The sequence below is a fragment of the Sphingobacterium endophyticum genome (genome assembly GCF_009733535.1).
GTDB classification, from domain to species: Bacteria; Bacteroidota; Bacteroidia; order Sphingobacteriales; family Sphingobacteriaceae; genus Sphingobacterium; species Sphingobacterium endophyticum.
The window spans coordinates 192,601-212,416 of record NZ_SMMI01000007.1 but is presented as its reverse complement, the minus strand read 5'-3'; the positions used below and the strand labels follow the sequence as shown (position 1 = coordinate 212,416).

At 33.9% G+C, this 19,816-nt stretch carries 14 protein-coding genes; 4 read left to right on the top strand and 10 right to left on the bottom strand.

Features of this window, described 5'->3' with window-relative positions; all coding sequences use genetic code 11:
• Positions 1-11: 11 nt before the first annotated feature.
• Complete coding sequence (locus E0Y80_RS11290; protein WP_156307768.1) at positions 12-1,511, top strand: RagB/SusD family nutrient uptake outer membrane protein; 1,500 nt, start codon at positions 12-14, stop codon at positions 1,509-1,511.
• A 38-nt stretch (positions 1,512-1,549) separates the two neighbouring features.
• Here the strand turns inward: E0Y80_RS11290 and E0Y80_RS11285 are convergent, their stop codons facing one another.
• From E0Y80_RS11285 to E0Y80_RS11275, 3 genes are all read right to left on the bottom strand, one after another.
• Positions 1,550-3,730, bottom strand: a complete 2,181-nt coding sequence (locus E0Y80_RS11285; RefSeq protein WP_156307767.1) for an alpha-galactosidase — start codon at positions 3,728-3,730, stop codon at positions 1,550-1,552.
• Positions 3,731-3,868: 138 nt separating this feature from the next.
• Positions 3,869-4,492 carry a peptide chain release factor H gene (gene prfH, locus E0Y80_RS11280; RefSeq protein ID WP_156307766.1) on the bottom strand — a complete coding sequence of 208 codons (624 nt, stop codon included), beginning with the start codon at positions 4,490-4,492 and terminating at the stop codon, positions 3,869-3,871.
• A gap of 5 nt (positions 4,493-4,497) precedes the next feature.
• Positions 4,498-5,889 carry an RtcB family protein gene (locus E0Y80_RS11275; RefSeq protein WP_156307765.1) on the bottom strand — a complete coding sequence of 464 codons (1,392 nt, stop codon included), beginning with the start codon at positions 5,887-5,889 and terminating at the stop codon, positions 4,498-4,500.
• A 574-nt stretch (positions 5,890-6,463) separates the two neighbouring features.
• On the opposite strand from E0Y80_RS11275, the gene E0Y80_RS11270 reads away from it, so the two are divergent.
• Positions 6,464-7,156 carry a response regulator transcription factor gene (locus E0Y80_RS11270; protein WP_156307764.1) on the top strand — a complete coding sequence of 231 codons (693 nt, stop codon included), beginning with the start codon at positions 6,464-6,466 and terminating at the stop codon, positions 7,154-7,156.
• Positions 7,157-7,517: 361 nt separating this feature from the next.
• Here E0Y80_RS11270 and E0Y80_RS11265 read toward each other — a convergent pair whose 3' ends face one another.
• Positions 7,518-8,183 (bottom strand): response regulator, encoded by a 666-nt coding sequence (locus E0Y80_RS11265; protein ID WP_156307763.1) that lies wholly within the window; start codon positions 8,181-8,183, stop codon positions 7,518-7,520.
• 6 nt (positions 8,184-8,189) lie between these two features.
• Positions 8,190-9,878, bottom strand: a complete 1,689-nt coding sequence (locus tag E0Y80_RS11260; RefSeq protein WP_156307762.1) for a tetratricopeptide repeat-containing sensor histidine kinase — start codon at positions 9,876-9,878, stop codon at positions 8,190-8,192.
• A 472-nt stretch (positions 9,879-10,350) separates the two neighbouring features.
• Between E0Y80_RS11260 and E0Y80_RS11255 the strand changes: the two genes are divergently transcribed.
• The gene (locus tag E0Y80_RS11255; protein WP_156307761.1) at positions 10,351-11,094 is read left to right on the top strand and encodes a DUF6882 domain-containing protein; all 744 of its coding nucleotides are present in this window, start codon (positions 10,351-10,353) and stop codon (positions 11,092-11,094) included.
• Between the two features lie 7 nt (positions 11,095-11,101).
• Here the strand turns inward: E0Y80_RS11255 and E0Y80_RS11250 are convergent, their stop codons facing one another.
• Positions 11,102-11,350 carry a DUF7218 family protein gene (locus tag E0Y80_RS11250; protein ID WP_156307760.1) on the bottom strand — a complete coding sequence of 83 codons (249 nt, stop codon included), beginning with the start codon at positions 11,348-11,350 and terminating at the stop codon, positions 11,102-11,104.
• A 73-nt stretch (positions 11,351-11,423) separates the two neighbouring features.
• Positions 11,424-12,278 carry an EamA family transporter gene (locus E0Y80_RS11245; protein ID WP_156307759.1) on the bottom strand — a complete coding sequence of 285 codons (855 nt, stop codon included), beginning with the start codon at positions 12,276-12,278 and terminating at the stop codon, positions 11,424-11,426.
• Positions 12,279-12,501: 223 nt separating this feature from the next.
• On the opposite strand from E0Y80_RS11245, the gene E0Y80_RS11240 reads away from it, so the two are divergent.
• Positions 12,502-13,284 carry a hypothetical protein gene (locus E0Y80_RS11240; protein WP_156307758.1) on the top strand — a complete coding sequence of 261 codons (783 nt, stop codon included), beginning with the start codon at positions 12,502-12,504 and terminating at the stop codon, positions 13,282-13,284.
• A 61-nt stretch (positions 13,285-13,345) separates the two neighbouring features.
• On the opposite strand, the gene E0Y80_RS11235 is transcribed toward E0Y80_RS11240, so the two are convergent.
• Genes E0Y80_RS11235 through E0Y80_RS11225 form a run of 3 tightly spaced genes read right to left on the bottom strand, consistent with a single transcriptional unit; the run spans position 13,346 to position 19,408 of the window.
• Complete coding sequence (locus tag E0Y80_RS11235) at positions 13,346-14,671, bottom strand: c-type cytochrome domain-containing protein (RefSeq protein ID WP_156307757.1); 1,326 nt, start codon at positions 14,669-14,671, stop codon at positions 13,346-13,348.
• Positions 14,668-16,179: a DUF1501 domain-containing protein gene (locus tag E0Y80_RS11230; RefSeq protein ID WP_156307756.1), complete on the bottom strand. Its 1,512-nt coding sequence runs from the start codon at positions 16,177-16,179 to the stop codon at positions 14,668-14,670. Before E0Y80_RS11230 ends, E0Y80_RS11235 begins: the two co-directional genes overlap by 4 nt.
• A gap of 4 nt (positions 16,180-16,183) precedes the next feature.
• The gene (locus E0Y80_RS11225; protein ID WP_156307755.1) at positions 16,184-19,408 is read right to left on the bottom strand and encodes a DUF1553 domain-containing protein; all 3,225 of its coding nucleotides are present in this window, start codon (positions 19,406-19,408) and stop codon (positions 16,184-16,186) included.
• Between the last annotated feature and the right edge of the window lie 408 nt (positions 19,409-19,816).

Here is a 19,816-nt window from a genome sequence, read left to right as displayed (position 1 = left end):
AAGATACAATCATGAAAAAACCATTATATAAATCAGCAATTTGCTTAGCATTATTACTATCACTAAATGCTTGTTCATTAGATGAGTTGCCAAAGACCATGTTAACAGAAGAACAAGTATATGATGACGAGGAAAATATTAAGTTATTAATCTCAGGTTTGTACACTCAATGGAGGAATACAAAACAAGATCGTGGCGGTTTTATGTTTACTTTAGGAACCGATGAAGCAAAACAAGGTGGGCAGCAAATAGTTGAGAACAATGTTCAAGGATCATTAGACACTTATAGTAACGCGTTAAATGCAAGTAATACATCCTTAGCAGAACAATGGAGTAAGCGTTGGCCAGTTATCACTGCCGCTGCGAAGGCAGCATATTATGCAAAAACTCCAGGTTTGCAAGCACAAGCAAGATTTATCCGTGCAACTCTAAATTTTGAGCTTGTTATGTTATGGGGACCAATTCCAATAATTGACCAGTCAAATATGCGGGAGGCAAGACAGCCTGAAAAAGATGTATTTGAATTAGTTATACAAGATTTGGAATATGCAGCTGAACATCTTGAAGATTCACCAACAGATAAAAAAGTACCTTCACGTGGAGCAGCTTTGGCTTTGTTGGGGAAAGTCTATCTATATGCCCCAGCTGCAACCGGTATTAGAAATTATGAAAAAGCAATAACCTATTTTGATCAAGTAATTCCGAAATACAAATTACTTGATAATTATGCGGATTTATTTAATACAACATTAAATCAGAATAGTACAGAATCCATTTATGCATTTCAATTTATAAACCTAAGTCCTGATAATAATATGGCGCAACACCATGCTGGATCTCGTGCAGTAGCGGATTTAGACGGAAACACATATTTTGGTGGATATGACCTTATAATGCCTACAGATTATTATGCAAATGATATTGATAAAGGTGGAGTTTGGGAACCCGGAGATAGCCGCAAATTAGCTAGTATTCGCTATGATTTCACATTGCCTGATGGAAGAAAACCTAAAGTAACATGGACCGGACAACAGGATGAATTAGGTCCTCACACCAAAAAATTTGAAGATATTAGAACTCAAGGAAAACAGAATTTTTGGTATTCTGGAGGTCTAATTTATTATTTAAGATTATCCGATATCATTTTATCTAAAGCCGAATGTTTGAATGAATTGAATAGAACCGCTGAAGCAATAACCCTGTTAAATACAACCGTAAGAAAAAGAGCTTTCAACAACCAAATACCAACGGGATATACATGGGTAGGATCATCCCAATCCCAATTAAGAGAACGAATAATGGATGAAAGGATACGAGAATTAGGATTTGAAGGCTGGAGACGAATGGATTTAATACGTACTGGAAATTTGCTGAAGTATGTCTCTCAAAGAAACCCTTGGGCAAAAGCTTCTGGAAATATAAAAGAGTTTCATAATCGTTACCCAATCCCAGAATCTGAAATAAAACAAAATGACGCTATCAACGAAAGCGACCAGAATCCAGGATATTAATATATTTAGAAAAGAGGAAAACATTAATTTCCTCTTTTCTATTTTACCTCTAAAAGAACAGATTCTCCTCCAGAAATTTTAATTTTAAATATTTTATCCATTTTATTGATTTTCGCAACCTCTTCTCCTGTGAAACAATCAATAACCGTTAAGTCTTTTCCAAAAACACCTAATTCTTTTAAATCAAAAGATGCTTCAAACTCATTATTGTCATGAAAGTTCAATGCAGCTAACAATAGTTTTTCACCTGACCTATAGAAGGTCAATTGTTGGTCCATACTTATCCCTTCTGATAACTTTAGTGGCACAAATGCGCGAGGATTTTTAAAAAAATCTGTTATCCTTTCATTATTTAAATATTTTATAGCTCTTTCATTGGAAAGCTGATCCCTAAAATCTGTTCCATCGCCTAAAATACTACCTAGAGTTATAAGCGAAATTATTCTTGCTTTTATTTCAGATTCCTTAAGGTCTAAATTTTTTTGAAATCTTCGCATAACTATGGCATCCATATTCGTATATGGCCATAAAGTTCCCTGAATCCAACCCATATGCGAAGCAGTAATCATAGACGATGCTGTACTTCCATAATGCGTAAAACCCGGCTGACTATTTCTTAGGTGAGAATGAACATCCGTAGATACGAATCGTGTATGTGCATATTGATGGGGGAACATTGGAGAAATTGCTAGGGTTAAAAAAACATCATCACCCATAATTGAATCGACTAAATTCTTAAATAGTTTCATCCCATAATCATAGGCATGCATACCTGATCTTACTTCAGGGTTGTACCAAGATGAAGATTCTAACGAGCCAGCTGTTACAAAATCTACTTTAATAAGTTTTGCACCTATTGCTTTAGCTTTCATAATTTGAGATATCATGGACTGTTTTGTCGCAGGATGAGTAGGGTCCAATGGAAATGCACCCCAATCTCCTTTTTTAAATGGAATAGGTTTTCCTCCATGATCTCTAAGGATAACTTCTTTTAATGGAACATCGGTACCTAATAATTTAGCAGTTTGAATTTGATTGGACCAGGTCCACAAGGAAAATGGAGTTACATAAAAACCTAATTCTTGCCCATTTTTCCTTACATAATCGCCTATTCTCTTTAATACCTCAGTGGAATAAATGTTTTGATCATATGAGTCTATACTTAAATAGGTCTGTCCAATTTTATTCAAATTTTTAAATTTTTTAAGACTATCTACAATTGCATAAACATCTTTTGGCATCATAATGCTTTCATGTCCCAACACCGATTCTATTGGGAAACTATTCCAATAAAAAGGTGTTGAATGATGCCATTTTAAAATTCCAACATGTTTACTTTGAGTCTTTCCAAATAGCTGGGCAGATTTTCTAAAATCGCTCGATGCATCGATAAAAATTAATGCAGATTTTAAAACCCTGGATTTCATTTTACCATGTGCAATTAGGTCATGGGTGCCATCCAAACCACCGAAATTAGGAGGTAGATTAGGATTATCAGGTCTCGAAGCTCCTGAATAAACAATAAATTCATTTAACTCGCCTTTTTTAAAATCAGTTTTGTATTGTATACCCGTTTTCCAAAAGTCATGTTCTAGACTTCCTAAAACAAACCCCTTCATACTATTTTGATCATAGATCATAAAAATTTCGTGGCTAACACCATAAATTGGATTTTCATGGTCTTTTGGCCACGGTAATGCAAGTAATTCTAACCAATTATCATTATCAAATGGAAAATCGACAAGAATAGGCTTTTCAGATCCAAATTGAATCTTACTGTTAGGAAAGGTTTTACTGCTTAATGGACTTAAATAATTCGATTCTAAAACCTCGTTTTTAATGTGGCTAACTTCTAATTGAATCATTATGAAATTTTCATTCTTGTATTGAATGAAATTATTTTTTAAAATCAACCCGTTATCATCTTCATGCTGATAAGTAATAATTTTCCCTTCACCCATTTTGTCGGAATAATCTTTTACTTGTACAAAGTGCTTATTAAATTGCATAGAGTTTAACGTGTCGTATTGATCTAAAACAATAGTCGCACATAGATCTTTCATTGTTAAGCCATTTCCGAAACCGAGAGAATAAGTACCTTCCTCTAAATTAAAATCCAACCTAGTGTTAGTTAGGTAAAAAGTTTCTTGTTTATTCTGACCATATATTTGAATACTTGAAATTAGAAACAACGATAAGGCAATCAGTTCTCGAATCATAATTAAAGATTATTAAGGGTTTAGTGCTGTCCTTTCATAAAAATAGTACGTAAAAGACAATTTTAAATGAACAATAATATTTTAATGATGGATTAAATTACATAAATAAGAAGTGCTCCTTCGAGCACTCCTTCCAATTTAGATTTTCTCCTTAAACTTTTCACCGACAAAAATCAACGTTGGGTTGCCTCGATCAATATGAACCAGTTCCGTCCAATTATTTTTTCGATATTTTGATTTTTCTTTTTCAAATTCTCCCAATAATTGATGCTTTAACCTTTGTAGTGCAATTTGTTTATTTTGGAGTTGAGATCTGCTATCCATCACTTGTACAGTTAACCCTGTTGGTTTATGGATCGCTCTCACTGCTGAACTGACCTTATTAACATGTTGCCCCCCTGCCCCACTACTTCTCATGGTTTGAAACTCCACATCTAATTCTGATAATTCCACTTGATGAGGAGAATTATCTAAATATTGCACAGCTACAAACCAATTTTTCCTTGGATGTTTTGGTCTAAACGGGCTGGAACATATCCATTGTATTGTTCCATACCATCTATTTCGGATTGAACATAAATTATCTCCTTCTAATTTTAAAAGTATTGAAGTTGGTAAATCACCTGTCATTTCCTGTTTTAATACCAAAACTCTTATTCCATTATCCATACATTCGGATGTCAATGTATTGAATACATGCTGTAGGGCTAAACAACATTCTTTTGGTCCTCTCCCTGTACTTAATTGTAAATTCTGTTCCATATTAATTATTTATCCATCCTTACAATTTTTGGTGTAAAGGTTCCCAAAACACGGACTAATTCAGCCTGTAATCCGATTATTTTCTCGATGTTCTTGTATGCCATGGGTGCTTCATCGACAGAGCCTCCAATTAATTCAACATGGTTGTTCTCTAAAATCTGAGTCATCTCACTTCTAGTGATGTTATTTTTGCAAGCGCCTCGAGACATGATTCTACCGGCACCATGGGATGCTGAATTCAGACTCTCTGCATTTCCTTTTCCTTCAACAATATAACCCATAGCGGTCATTGATCCAGGAATAATACCTAAAACACCCTTCGAAGCTGGCGTTGCACCTTTGCGGTGAACAATGCACTCCCTTCCATTCATTATTTCCTTCCATGCGAAATTATGATGATTCTCAATAGTGATCTTTGGCCGCTTTCCTAAAGCTTTCGCCAATCTCTGATGAATATTGTCATGACAGGCTTTGGCATAATCACCAGCTAAATTCATGGCCAACCAATATTCTTGACCGTCATGGGTATCCAAATCCAGCCAAGCTAGATGCTGTACGTGTTTTGGTAATGGACACTGCTTTGTTGCTAAATAACTATAATGTTTGGCAATATTAGCACCGAATCCTCTAGAACCAGAATGTGAAAGGATTGCCAAATAGGATCCTTTACCTAATCCCCAGTCCTCTCTAGTTTCAGACAATTCAACAATTCCAAATTCGACAAAATGATTACCTCCACCAGAGGAACCCAATTGTTTATAGGCTTTGTCCTTTAGAGATTTCAAAATAGGTATATCTTGAAATTCAGATCTTGAAAACACCTCATGGTCAACTCTGGATTTTTGTGTTTCGTTCAATCCAAAAGCTGTATTTTCCTTAAGGATATTTTTCAGTTGAAAACTACGCCCCACGATATAACTTGCTGGCAAGTCAAAAATAGACAGGCTCATTCTACATCCAATATCAACACCAACAGCATACGGTATAACAGCATTTTCAGTAGCCAAGACTCCTCCAATTGGTAAACCATATCCTGCATGAGCATCTGGCATAAGTGCACCTTGATAGGAAATGGGTAACTTTAAAGCATCATAAAGTTGTCTTTTTGCCAATTCATCAATTTCATTTTCTCCAAAAATCGTAAATGGAGCCCTATGAATTTTCAATTGTTGCATCCTAACATCGACAGGTTTTACCAACCCCTCTGCAACTTTTCCCCATGTACCATGACCTAAAAATTTTTGAGGATCTAATAACACCTCTTTTGCTTCAATTAAAATATGATCTTTTTTCTCACGTTTTCTATAGCGTGTTATCTGTCCAAGAGCAATATTAATTGCATTTGTTTTTGGAAATCCCAATTTAATAAGGTCTTTCCCAGAAAGTTTACTTCCCATTATTATCAATTTTGTTTAAAAAAAACTGCATGTTTTGCAGCATTAGTTTTTGACAATTCGGGCAAGATTAAATCATGAAATTGAGGTTAGAAATCGCAAGGATTTCCCAATTTTGCGAAAATAAAAAAGCCCGAATTTCTTCGGGCTTTTATCATATATTTTAGAAAATATTATTGCAAAGATAAAGCACGAAGAGAAGCTTCAGCAAATCCATTTGCTGTTAAAGCTAGTTCTGATGTATATTTCACAAACATATCTTCGTTCTTTTAAGGGTAAAAAATTATTTATCGCCACAAAACTATGTAAATTATTCCCATTTATACAAATTATTTTCTAGATCTTTTTATTACTAATCATGACTACCTGAAAAATGAAAGACTTTTATATGGACTTCCAAATATAGATTTTCAACCTCCATATTGGGGAGTACACTAGCAAATCAAATATTAATATAAAACATAAATGATTTAATATTTAATTAAAATTTTACATTAAATAATTTTTGCCTTTCATATTTTTAAGTAAATTGTATCATAATTAAACAATTTAAAGAACCAAACTAATTCTTGATAGGATGAATGCTTTAGTCTCGCATTTATTTGAAATTTCCAGGAGTATTCAACATGGTGAGTATACTGTTCCTGATTTAGGGCATATATTACCTGCTAGTTTGATGATGCATGACCTCGTGGAGTTGAAACCTGTTGCATGTAGTTATATGAATAATTGGGGAACCAATTATTTAGGTACCTGTCCAGAAGAGATTATTGAAATGGGTTCTTCTTATTATGACAAATTCTTCATTAAAGAAGAAATAGACAACTTTACCAATGGTTTAATCCATTTTATCGTTGCAGGAGATTACGATAAAACCTACAGTTTTTTCCAACGTGTTCACAATTATTCCACTCAATCTTTTGTATGGTGTTTAACTACCTGCAAATTATTAGAATTCTCCAATGACAATAAGTTAATTGTTTTGTCAACCCCCGTAGATGGCATGGATTTTTTAATGCAAAGAGTTAATAAAACCCTTGAAGTCAACGAGTATCTAAAAATTAATTACAAAAAATATGCATTATTGACCAATCGGGAAAAAGAGATTATAAAAATGCTCACGCATGGATTATCAACCATGGAGATATCTGATCAACTATATATTTCGAGTCATACTGTTGCTACTCATAGAAAAAACATCAGTAAAAAAATCGCCTGTAAGTCTTTCGCCGAATTATTAAAATTTGCTATCAATTTTGAATTGACATAAAATAAAAAACCTGAGCTGGGGAAGCTCAGGTTTTTCTAACTAACCAATTATTAACCTAAATTATGAAATTATTTACTCATTACTCTTTTACTCTGTTTGTACTCTTATAAACGCAAAGCTAGTGCCGAACGTATGTAACCCTATCTGGATTAACATTTTTTAACAAGAGTTCAAGCAATTGTACAGATAAATCAATTTATTTATCAATTTAAAGGAAATAAAGAAGCCGTAACAAAATTAGATTTTGGGACGGCTCTCTCTTTATTATTGGTTAATCTGATTTGGCATCACCTAATGATGAACAAAAATAAATTAAAGTTCAAACAAGTTTTTACGGTTTCCCTTTTATTCGGATTTTATTTTAAATCAATCCCTTCTCTTTACAATACAGAACTAACTGCTCATTTTTTGTAAAGCCCAGGACCTCTTTCATCAAATTCAATCTTTTTTCTATACTACTTAGACCTGAAGGTCGGATGTTCTTTTCTTGCAGGATCTGAGGAATGTTTTTTTGAAGGATACCATTAGACAATGAAAGAATAATTTGAATATCCATATTAGTGAATTCATGCGAGTTTTTAGACCTCATAGCTAATCTGATATCTGGAGATTGGTAAATTTTATTGCTAGCTACAGCTCGAACTGCATCTCTAAAATGCTGACCATCATGCCGTGCTTTTCGTACGTATGCATCAATCTGAAGGTTTCTAAAAAGATCTTCAATGAGATTTATCCTATCGATGGAAGAAAATACGATTACCTTAAGATCAGGTTGAATTTCTTTAGCTGCTTTAATTAAATCTTTCCCATGATTTATTTGTTGAGGAATGGTATCCATCTCAAAAACTAAATCTGTAACCAAAAGATCGTAAGGTTCCCCCTCACGTAGTGCTTTTTGAATCAAGTTCAAGGCATCATCACAGTAATACACATATTTAGTTTCTAAAACCCCTAGCTCCGTAACAGTTTTGTTGACAGAAAGATTTGCAACTTCATGATCTTCAGCTATTAATACTTTTTTAAACATAAAAGTCTATTTAATAATGGGTATGGAAACCCTTATTTCCAATCCCCTTTCTAAATGATGTTCAAAAGTAATTTTACCTTTTAGATTATTTATACGGGTTTCCGTATTATTTAAACCGTTACCAATTTTAGAATCTTCTTTGATACCTATTCCGTTATCTTTATAATTGATTAAAAGATCTGAACTATCATATTCAAATTTGACAATTACTTCATTTGCAAAACTATGTTTCTGCATATTGACCATCAATTCTTGTAGGATTTTTTCAATTTCAGATTTCTGATTATTACTTAATAATTTCCACATTTCCTCTTCGTTTCCAGCAATCAAAACTGTTCGATGATCATTGGCGAAAGATTTTAATAATTCAGAAATTTGTAAATAAAAACCTACCCTATTATCGATATTGTCTTCAGCTTCATATGAAATATCACGCGACTTATCGTACATTAATTCAAGCCGATCAAGTATCTCTTCCCTATCAATACTTTCTCTATTTTCAAGTTCTGCCATCACTCTATAAATTCCATTTGCAACAACATCATGTACTTTCCTAGATGTCTTCAGCTGGCTTTCCTTAATCCTATTATCTGCTTCTAATTCAATCCTTTGTTTTTTCCTTTTATGCCAATTCCAAGCATAGTATGATGTCAAACCTATTATAATGAATAGAGCGACAATGCCAATTCTCTGTAGGTTTATATTGTATTGCTTTTTAACTATTTCATTTTTCAGTTGAATATTTTGCAACTTATTCTTTTCAGTCTCGAACCGAATTAATGCAAAATGATTTCTGGAAGAAAGTCGTGCCAATTGAACACTGTCATCTAACTTATAGAACTCTTTAAATAAATCTTTGTCTTTTGAATTAATTCGAAGTGATAGAATTCGTTGTAATGAAGCTATTTGTGCTTCAGGATTTTTTATTTTTTTGCTTATTTCATATTGTTTATTTGAGTAGTTTAAAGCTGAATCTTGATCAACTTTCATGTAATAATTAGCAATATTTGAATAGCTGGAATTCAGTCCCCAATAATCATCTTGATCAAATCGAATTTTCAAGGCTTTTTTCATTAATGGCAATGGGTTAAAATTAGAGTCTATTCGATTCCTAATTCTTGCATAATTCGTAATGAATCTCGCATAATCCGTGCTGTTTGAATCCGTTGTAGCAATAATTTCCTCATACAATTGAATTGATTTATCATATTCCTTACGATCCGCGTAGTTATTCGCTAAATTATTCTTATAAACTTTAATATTCCTTGGATCCTTAGCATAGTCAATTGCTAATTGTATATATTCTATTGATTTTTCAGGTTGTTTTAAATAATCTGACGCATTACTTAAATTATTATAAAGCATACTTAAATAAGAATGATCGGCAGTATCTTGCTCGTTCAGATATTCCAATGCTTTAGTCGATGTTTCCTGGGAAGTATAATGATCACCAAATTCAGCTTGGGTTATTGCCATATTGATTAAGCTCGCTACAATTGTAGCCGTATCATTCTGTTCTATAGCAGATATCCTCGCTTTATCAAAATAGAGATAAGCACTATCAGACTCATTATTGTCTAAAAAGCCGTACGCTTTTTCCAGATGTTCACTTTCAATGGGATTTAATTCTTTAACTACAGTTTTATTGCAGGATATTAAAATTAATATCCATACAAAGATTAACATTGGTCTCACAGGTAACTATTTATTTTTCTAAAATAATCATTTATGGATAGATTATTAATAAATTTTATGCTAAAAATGACACTCATGAAAAAAAATGTCTGATTGAGAAACAATCCATGCTAACATATTCAAAAATAGATACTTATTTAGAAAATATTTAAAACAACATTATCAATGTTTTATACAGAGTAAAACAAATCAAATATTAAGTTTATTTATATTCACTATTATTAAATTGAATTGAAATATTGAAGCTTTAATTTAACAAAAACTATACTTAATCACAGGTATTAAATTTTAGTATTTAAATATATTATTTAGATTAATTTATATTGATTTTGGTCGATATAGACTTTCGTCTACAAACAGTAGATATAACACTACGAAAAATGAATTTCTTTAATCAATACTCAAGTCTTTCTATGGATTTCCCACATCCTTTCTTAACTTAAATTCATAAAAGCAACATACAAAATTTATTATGGGATTTTTAAATAGATTATTTGGAAAATCTACACCTAAAAAAGAAAAAGAAGAACACCAAACCATTGAAGATACTCCGAAGTTCGAACCCATTAAAACCGAAATAGAATTGTTAGAACGTTACGTTGCTATGGGCTTTGAGAAACAAGTGGACTTCTCTGAATTAACAAATGAAAAGAGTTGGGATGCTGATTTGACAAAAGGGACGATTACATTTGGAGATGACTTAGAATTTCCGCTTCAGATAATTGGTAGCTTCTCTTATTCTGTCAATACTTGGCTATGGGCTTGGGCAAATACGCAATCAAATCTACCTGATGAATTAATTAAAGACGCAAAGGAATTAAAATCCTATGGCAATAAATTTAAGATCGATGAGCTTAGAAAAGCAGAATATTCATTTGATCAGGAAAACCTTCATCGACTTGGTCTTATAGCAGTAGGAATGTTTAATGCTGACGGCTATTACTTGGCGGATTATGGGAGTGGAATCATGTTAATGACCGTAAAATCAGATCGAATTAAGCAAAATAGAAATAATGTTCATTATCGAATTTTTACTACTTTCCCCCAAGTGATCTCAAATTTTGAGGTTGACCATAAAAACACTTTAATATCTTATCTTAGAGATAAAGGATATAAGATTGAAGAAAAAGGTGATCAGATAATCGGAACAAAAGAAAATAATGTTTGTACAGCAACATTGGATTCGTCCAATCGTGTTATCAATCTAGAAGGTTAAAGGGGTATCAATTACCCCTAATTGCATTTATCAATTGTTCCTTCGTCATTTTATGTCTGTTTTTTATTCCAATTTTTTTTGCTTCAGTTAAGAGTTCAATTTTAGAACGTTTTTCTAATCTTTTTGAGTTATGATCTATGGTACCAGCAGCTTGGGCATTTGAAATTCTTGCAGCTTTTTCCTTACTCATACCCTCTTCTACCAAGGCTTCATAAGTGTCAGGTTTTTTTAACTGCGGAGTCTTATTTTTCGGCATAATACAACATTTGTTTCTATCAATACAACAAGTTGAATTGAAAAAAGTTGAAAATGATTTTAATTTCTTACTCTTAAACTGCCTTATTTGACTTATTATTGAACACAGTTGTACCTATACTTGCTAATACTACACAGAAAACCGAAAGCCACTGAGAAAAGCTCAAAAACTCACCTAGGATCAATAATCCAGATATGGCTCCAAATGCTGGCTGAAGGCTTGCAAGCACACTGAACGTTTTTGCTGGCATTTTACCCAAGGCAAACATATCCAATGAAAATGGCAATGCCGATGACAGGATAGCAACTAATAACCCTTTCCCAAATAATCCTAAGTTTAAATTCATTATTGATCCATCCCAAAATGCAAATGGAAGAATAAAAACCGTTGCGATAATCATACCTGTAGTAACAGCCTGCCTTCCATCCATAATTTTCGATAGTTTTGCACCCATCAGAATATAAACTGCCCAAAATGCCCCTGCCAATAATGCTAATCCTAGACCTAGCAAATCTATCCCATTACTTTGCCATGGAACTATTAATAATATTCCTGTCAAAGCTAAGGAGGCCCAAAGGATATCCAGCCATTTTCGGGAAAGTGCAAAGGCCAAAAACAACGGCCCAACGAATTCAATCGTTACCCCTAATCCCAATGGAATTCGCTGAATAGCCATATAGAATATTAAGTTCATTACGGCAATTCCAACACCATAAATCCCACAATACAACCATTGCTGTTTGTTAAACGTAAATATCTTTGGCCTATTAATCAGATACAAAAGAATTGCCGCTAATCCTATACGAAGCGTGGTAGTTGCAATTGGACCAATAACTGGAAATAGTTGTTTGGCAAATGATGCCCCGCCCTGAACACAAATCATGGAAAGAATAGCCGCAAATACAGCAATATTTGAATTTCGAATCATCAGATATTTCGCAGGTTAACGGTTTCAAAGATAGGTCAAATATTAAACTATTCAAGGATTTTAATATTATGTTTATCACCCTATTTCATAATATGAAAAGAAACAAAAAAAGAGTTTAACTTTTTCAAAACGAAATAAATGTTAAATAAGATTAAAGCAAAAAAATTACTCCAATAAAACTTGTAATTTACAGCTAATTATTAGCACATTAATTTTGTTGGTTATGAATTTCAGCAAAAGCATTCTAGATATTATTTTCAAAAAGAAATTCCTCTTAAGATATTTTATTTTACTTTCTATCCTATCAACTTTCACCTTCTCATTCGCACAAACCCAATATCAATATTCCGGAACCATTTATTCCAGTGATAGTACATTACTTTTAAAAAATGTCCAAATTATTAATCAGCGAACTAAGCAAACCTTATATTCTGACAATTTTGGTTTATTTACGATTGATGCTCATCCTTACGATAGTATCATGTTTGTGCATCCACATTGGAACAGCATAAAAATTGAAGCATATTACCTCCCAGATCAAATCTTTCTACAAAAGAAACCAATAGTACTTGAAGAGATTGTGATTATGGGAAATACCAAAGCGGGAAAAATCAGGGAACTGGAAAATATGAAACGTGATTATGATGTTAAAGGTGGAATATTTTATAATGGGAAACCTCCATTATATTTGCTTAACCCATTTGGTGGTTCTCCAATCACCTATTTCTATGAAAAATTCAGTAAGGCAGGCAAAAATGCTCGTCGATTTAATGATTTCATGGATAAAGAATTAGAAAACATGGAGATAGATCAGATCTTCAATAAGGTCAGCATATATGATATTATACCTATGGATAACGATGAATTAGAGCGTTTTATGGTTGCATATCGCCCAGAATTCGAAGTTGCCAAAACTTGGACATCCTATGATCTACATGTATATGTTAAAAAATCCTATAAAGAATTCAAGGATAATGGATCTGGAAATCAATTTATCCTGAAATAATATATTTCTGCAAACATCTTATAAAAAAATTGCCCGCCAATTCAACTATATTTTCTGTTGACTATTTATGTTTTGAATTCCAAGAATATACAGTTTTGATATTGGGATTTTTCGCTAATATATTTAAAGATTTTTCTGTAATATTTGTTTCATTTAGATTAACAGCATTCAACTTTTTTAATCCAACAAGAAATTCACTAGCCTGATCAGTAATGGGATTTTTGTCAAGCCGAATTTTTTCAAGATTATGGAATTCCTTTAATATGTTCAAATCTGTATCTGCAATTTCATTTTCTGAGAGGTTGAGCCAGATGATGTTTTTTGAAACTTTTAAAAGAACCGGACTGATTTCAGGAAGTTTTATTCCGGAATTTGATCTTAAAGTTACATCTAGCATCAGAGGTTTATTCAGCATTATTCGAACTTTCAACCCCTTTTCTCTCAAAGCGTTAATGTCTGCCATGTTAATATCAGTTGGAATATCAGGATTTAATAAGCTAGAATCAGAAGGAATCGCCTCCAGTTTATTTGAGGAAGAAGATAACCCTACATAACTTTCTATTACAGGTCTAATTCTCTGATGATCTTTCATCGAAATAAATTGCACATTATCTCCTGAGGCACCGGCATTAATCCAGAATTTTACAATTTCCACTTCATCCTTCGTTAGTGCTGGTTTCCCATCACTTGGCATAAATTCTTTATGGTCTGAATCAAGAGTAACCCGTCGAAACAACTCACTTTTTTCAAGATTACCTGCTACCACAGCATGGCCAGATTTACCACCTTTACCTACCTCAGAAAAAGACTCTAAATTAAGATCTCCTTTCATCTTATCAGCACGGTGGCATTGAACGCATTTACTTTTTAAAATTGGCCCAACTAGATCCTCATAAATTAAGACTTCATTAATTGTCTTCGGTTTATTCCGGGATTTATAAGTTAATACTTTAAAACTTAAATATTCCTGACCATGGGTAAGGCTTGCTCCCTGATGTCCTGTAAAAGCCAATAACACACCTAGGCCTATTAAAAGAACTGAATTTAACCGATTACCCATTTTCGACCTTAAATTAAAAGTATCTATGCTGACTAACCAATAAATTCCTGTCAATAAAGCGAATAAGATTCCGGAAAATTTATGGGATTCTAATATGTTAAGGTCATATTCTCCTGTTAATGATAGCAAATAGCCAAATACAGATGCCAAAATAGCTGCGATAAAACTTAAGAAAAGAGTAATTGAAACAGCTGGTTTTAAATTTTGATATTTGGGAATATAGCTTAAAATATCAAAAACAATTGCTATGATCAAAAATCCAATAGGAAGATGAACGATTAGTGGATGTAATCGACCAGAGAAAGTAAAAATATCTAAAAGCATCATGTTAGAATCTCTTTTACAACTTTTCCTTCAACATCCGTTAATCGAAATCTTCTACCTTGAAATTTGTAGGTTAAACGTTCATGGTCAATACCTGTAAGGTGAAGCAAGGTAGCTTGAAAATCATGTACATGAACTGGATCTTTCACTATATTATAGCTAAAATCATCTGTTTCTCCGAAACTAATACCGGGTTTCACCCCTGCACCTGCTAACCACATCGTAAAGCAGCGAGGGTGATGATCCCTTCCATAATCATTAGCAGTTAGCTTACCTTGAGAATAAACAGTCCGTCCAAATTCTCCTCCCCAAATAACTAAAGTATCCTCTAATAGTCCTCTTCTTTTGAGATCCATTATCAAAGCTGCTGTAGGCTGGTCTGTAGCTTTGCATTGCTGGGCAATTCCTGAAGGTAAGCTGTTATGTTGATCCCAGCCCTGATGGTATAGCTGCACGAATTTAACATCCTTTTCTAAGAGTTTTCTCGCCAAAAGGCAATTAGCTGCATAAGTCCCAGGATCTTTACTATCTGGTCCATAAAGCTCAAACACCTCTTCAGGTTCATCTGATACATCCATCACTTCGGGTACAGAAGTTTGCATCCTGTAGGCCATTTCATATTGTGAGATTCTGGTGTCGATTTCTGGATCTCCATAGGCACTCTCTTGCATTTCATTCAATTTTGAAAGATAATCAAGCATTTCCTGACGATCCTCACCATCATAACCTTCTGGATTATTTAAAAAAAGTACCGGGTCTTTACCTGAGCCAAATTGAACTCCCTGATGTTTGGAAGGTAAAAAACCATTCCCCCATAATCGAGCATATAAAGGTTGATCCTTAGGTGCATTTTTTGAAACAAGGACAATAAATGTTGGTAGATTCTCATTGTCAGAACCCAATCCATAACTTAGCCATGAACCAATTGAAGGACGTCCTGGTAGCTGATTCCCTGTTTGAAAAAAAGTAATCGCGGGATCATGATTTATTGCTTCAGAATGGACAGATTTTACCAAGCAAATATCATCCACTATTTTTGAAGTAAAAGGCAATAAGTCACTCACCCAAGTTTGACTTTTTCCATGCTGGTGGAACTTGCAAAAAGAAGGAACCATAGGAAGTGTGCTTTGGTTGGCACTCATTCCTGTTAGCCTTTGACCTTGTCTGACTGAGTCCGGAAGATCTTGACCCAACAGATTTACTAGTTTAGGTTTATAATCAAATGTTTCTAATTGGGAAGGCCCTCCACTCATGAAAAGATAAACAACCCGTTTTGCTTTAGGGGCTATATGAGGTAACGCACGCAGAATTTCATTTTCCAAATCAGAAGTTGCAGCAGATACCGCAGGTCGATTTTTTGCGAAAAACTTATTCCCAAATAAGGACCCGAGAGCTAAGGCTCCAATTCCCATTGAAGTTTTTATAAAGAAGTCTCTCCTATCCATTTTATTGTTTAATGGATCAAACTCTTCACCATGCAACCTAAAATCCTTTTCGTGATGATGTCCCATAAGTTTATCTTTTAGTAATTGAGGCGTCAGAATTAATAATCGTACTGGCAACTACAGCATTCGCAGCTATAACTACTGAATCCAACGAGGGGTCAATAAGATATTGCCCTGTATGTATCCATCCTTTTATTTTTTGAGGGTTATGCTTAAACTTCTTCCATTCATTTTCTTGCAACCTCCTTAATAAGTCCAATTCTTTTACCGAGGGATTTCTTCCCGTTAGCTTTCTAAAGGTATCTTGAATGGCTTGATTGATATCTTTCTTTTTAGCCATATCCTCACCCAATACCTTAGCTGCCTCTAAATAGGTTGGATCGTTCAATGTTACCAATGCCTGCAATGGTGTATTAGTTTTCTGCCTTCTTACTACACAATAACTCCTGGATGTAGCATCGAAGGTTGAAAGAGTTGGATTTGGAACTGACCTCTTGACTATGACATACAAACTTCGCCTATAAATATCTTGACCCTTGTCTTGTTGGTAGGTAGTATTATTTATTTCCCATAAACCCTCCGGTTGATACGGTTTACTGCTTTTACCTCCAATCTTATTATTCATCAAACCACTGGCAAACAAAGCATTATCACGAATCATTTCTGCAGTCAATCTATTGGTTGGTCCACATGACAATAATCTATTTTCCACATCAATTTGTCGAGCCTGATCACTCATCTTGGAGTCTTGCCTGTATGTTGCCGACATGACAATCTTCTTATTTATTGCCTTTATATCCCAGCCTGATTCCATAAATTTTACCGCAAGCCAATCCAGCAATTCTAAATGACTAGGCATTTCTCCCTGATTACCAAAATCTTCAGATGTTTTTACAAGTCCAACCCCAAAGAAGTTTTGCCATAACCTATTGACTGCAACCCTTGCAGTTAATGGATTTTCCAGATCAGTTAACCATTGTGCCAATCCAAATCTATTTTTTGGTAAATCCTTGGAAAAGGACAAAATACTTTCGGGAGTATTGGGGAATACTTCCTCTCCCAACATATCATAATTTCCTCTTTTCAGAAGATATGCTTTCTTTGGTTTGTCCATCTCCTCCATCACCATAAGCTCTTGAACTGGTTCAATGTTCTTTGTTAGTTCTGCTTTATAATGCTGAAGAATAGACCTTTCAATTTTGGATTCACGGTCAATGGTTTCGAAATAAAATTGTCTAAAAGAGTTTCTTTCTATATCTGACAGGTCATTGCCAACTAAGTTAGCCTTGGATTTACCTATTCCCGCTATCCATTCAATTTCTATTGGACTTAAATTTCGGCTATATACTTTTACCTCATCAATTTGTCCATCTGTAAACCCTTTTCCTCTAGCCCATGCTCCTAACTGCAATGCCGGCTGCCAACCTGGAAACAAAATGTCTTTAACAAGTCGGTCTGTTACAGTTTCCATTTTAGATTCTATACCATCCACATACAACCTCAATCCTGATGCTTTGGAAGTCCCATTGTACGTCATGGTCAAGTTTATCCATTTATCCCGAGGTGCTACATCAATACTCAATTTTGTAATTGCATCTGCAGGGTAGGCATGTGAAAGGTTGATTTCCAATTTATTGTCCTTAAGCAATAAATGGTAACCTTTAAAATTATAAAGTCTCTCAGCATTACTTTTATGGAAAATTACTCCCTCTTTTAACGATTTCGGAATATTAACCCATATACTGATACTGAATGGATCATCTTTAGCAAAAATACCTGTAGGATTTAAATCTAACCATCCGTCACCATTCAACTTAAGCCCTGCTCCAGAATGCGCTGATACATAATTTGGCGCATCACCAGGACCCCCATCTCGTTTCAATTCGGCAGAATTTCTACTATCTACTGCATCCTTCAAATGATGGTCAAATGAATAGGATGCCTGAAGGCCGTGTGCCAAGAAATTCTCTTGAGTCAATGATGCAAATTGACTACTTTCAAGCCATCTTTTGAATTCAGATTCTTTCTTTTTTTCTACAGTATTAATTTTTAAATCCTGTTCTTGAATCATTTGATTCAAGGTTTTAATGATTATCTCTTGTTTTTTGGATGGCAATAACATGGTTGGTGCAGGCATAGTATCATCAAATGATATTTGCCCCGCCTCCTTTACATTGTTAAAGAAACTATACAATTCATAATAGTTTTTTTGTGAGATAGGATCATATTTATGGTCATGACACTTTGCACAACTCACTGTTATCCCAAGCATTGCATCACCAAAGGTATTTGTCCGATCTACAACATATTCGGTTTGAAATTCCTCCTCAATGATACCGCCTTCCATATTTTGCTGGTGATTCCTATTAAAAGCAGTTGCAATCCTCATTTCCTTACTGGGGTTGGGCATGAGATCGCCTGCAAGTTGCCATTGCAAGAATCTATCATAGTTCATGTTAGTATTAAAGGCATTAATCACCCAATCTCTATAGGGGGACATATCTCTAATTCTATCAACAGTATAACCATGAGAATCCGCAAACCGAGCCACATCCAACCAGTCAGTAGCCATCTTTTCACCATAATGAGGGGAATTCAATAAACGGTCTACCTGCTTTTCATATGCATTGGATGAATTATCATTTAAAAAATCATCTATTTCCTGGATAGTCGGAGGTAATCCTGTAAGATCCAACGAGAGTCGCCTTAATAATAATTCTTTATCTGCTTCTTTAGATTGGGTTAATTTTTTATCAACAATTTTTGCGACAATAAAATTATCAATCTCATTACTTACTCTGAAGTCCTTATCTACTGAAGGAACCTTACTTTTAGTTGGCTTAACAAATGCCCAATGTGGTTTATATTCTGCACCTTCTTCAATCCATTTAATTAAGATCGCTTTTTCCTTGGCAGAAAGGGAAAGGTTTGAATTTGCCGAAGGCATTATGTACATCGGATCATCTGAAAGAATTCGATGCGACAATTCGCTTTTTCCAGAATTACCCGGTTTAACGGCATATTTCCCTTTATTTTCAGGGAGTTCAGCATACGCAGATGCTGCAACATCCAATCTAAGTCCGGCTTCCAGTCTGGCCACATCTGGCCCATGGCATGCAAAACATTTATCCGATAGAATCGGTTTAACATCCACATTGTAATCCAGTTTTTTTGGCAAGGTGCTATACGCTTCTTCAACGTCTTCAGGTAGCTCTATTTTTTCAGAGCCAAAGAAAAATGTGATCACATAAATAAGTGCTACTATAGAAATAAATATGAATGCTATTTTCTTCATGTACACGTTTATTTTTTACTATTTTATTCCTAAAGTTCTAATCTCAAAAATTTTATTTTGCGCAATCATCTATATAAATAGAACAGATCAAAAGATTTAGATTTATCATAATTAATACAGTCAAAGCCGAATTCTTCTTTAAAAATTAATTTAGGTTTTTGCCCTAGAATTGACTGTCTAATTTATTTAATTCTAAATAATCTTCGAATCAGAAATATATACAAGTTAAAATGTACACACATTAATTCTTCTTATTGAAAATTATAGAATTTAAGTTTATAAATTGATAAATAATGAGATAAATGAGGGTATCTACGTTTTAAGGTAAATAATATATTTGAAATATCCAAACATAGAACCAGTAAAGCATACATGTACATACATTAAATTCAAAAATCACAAAAATTT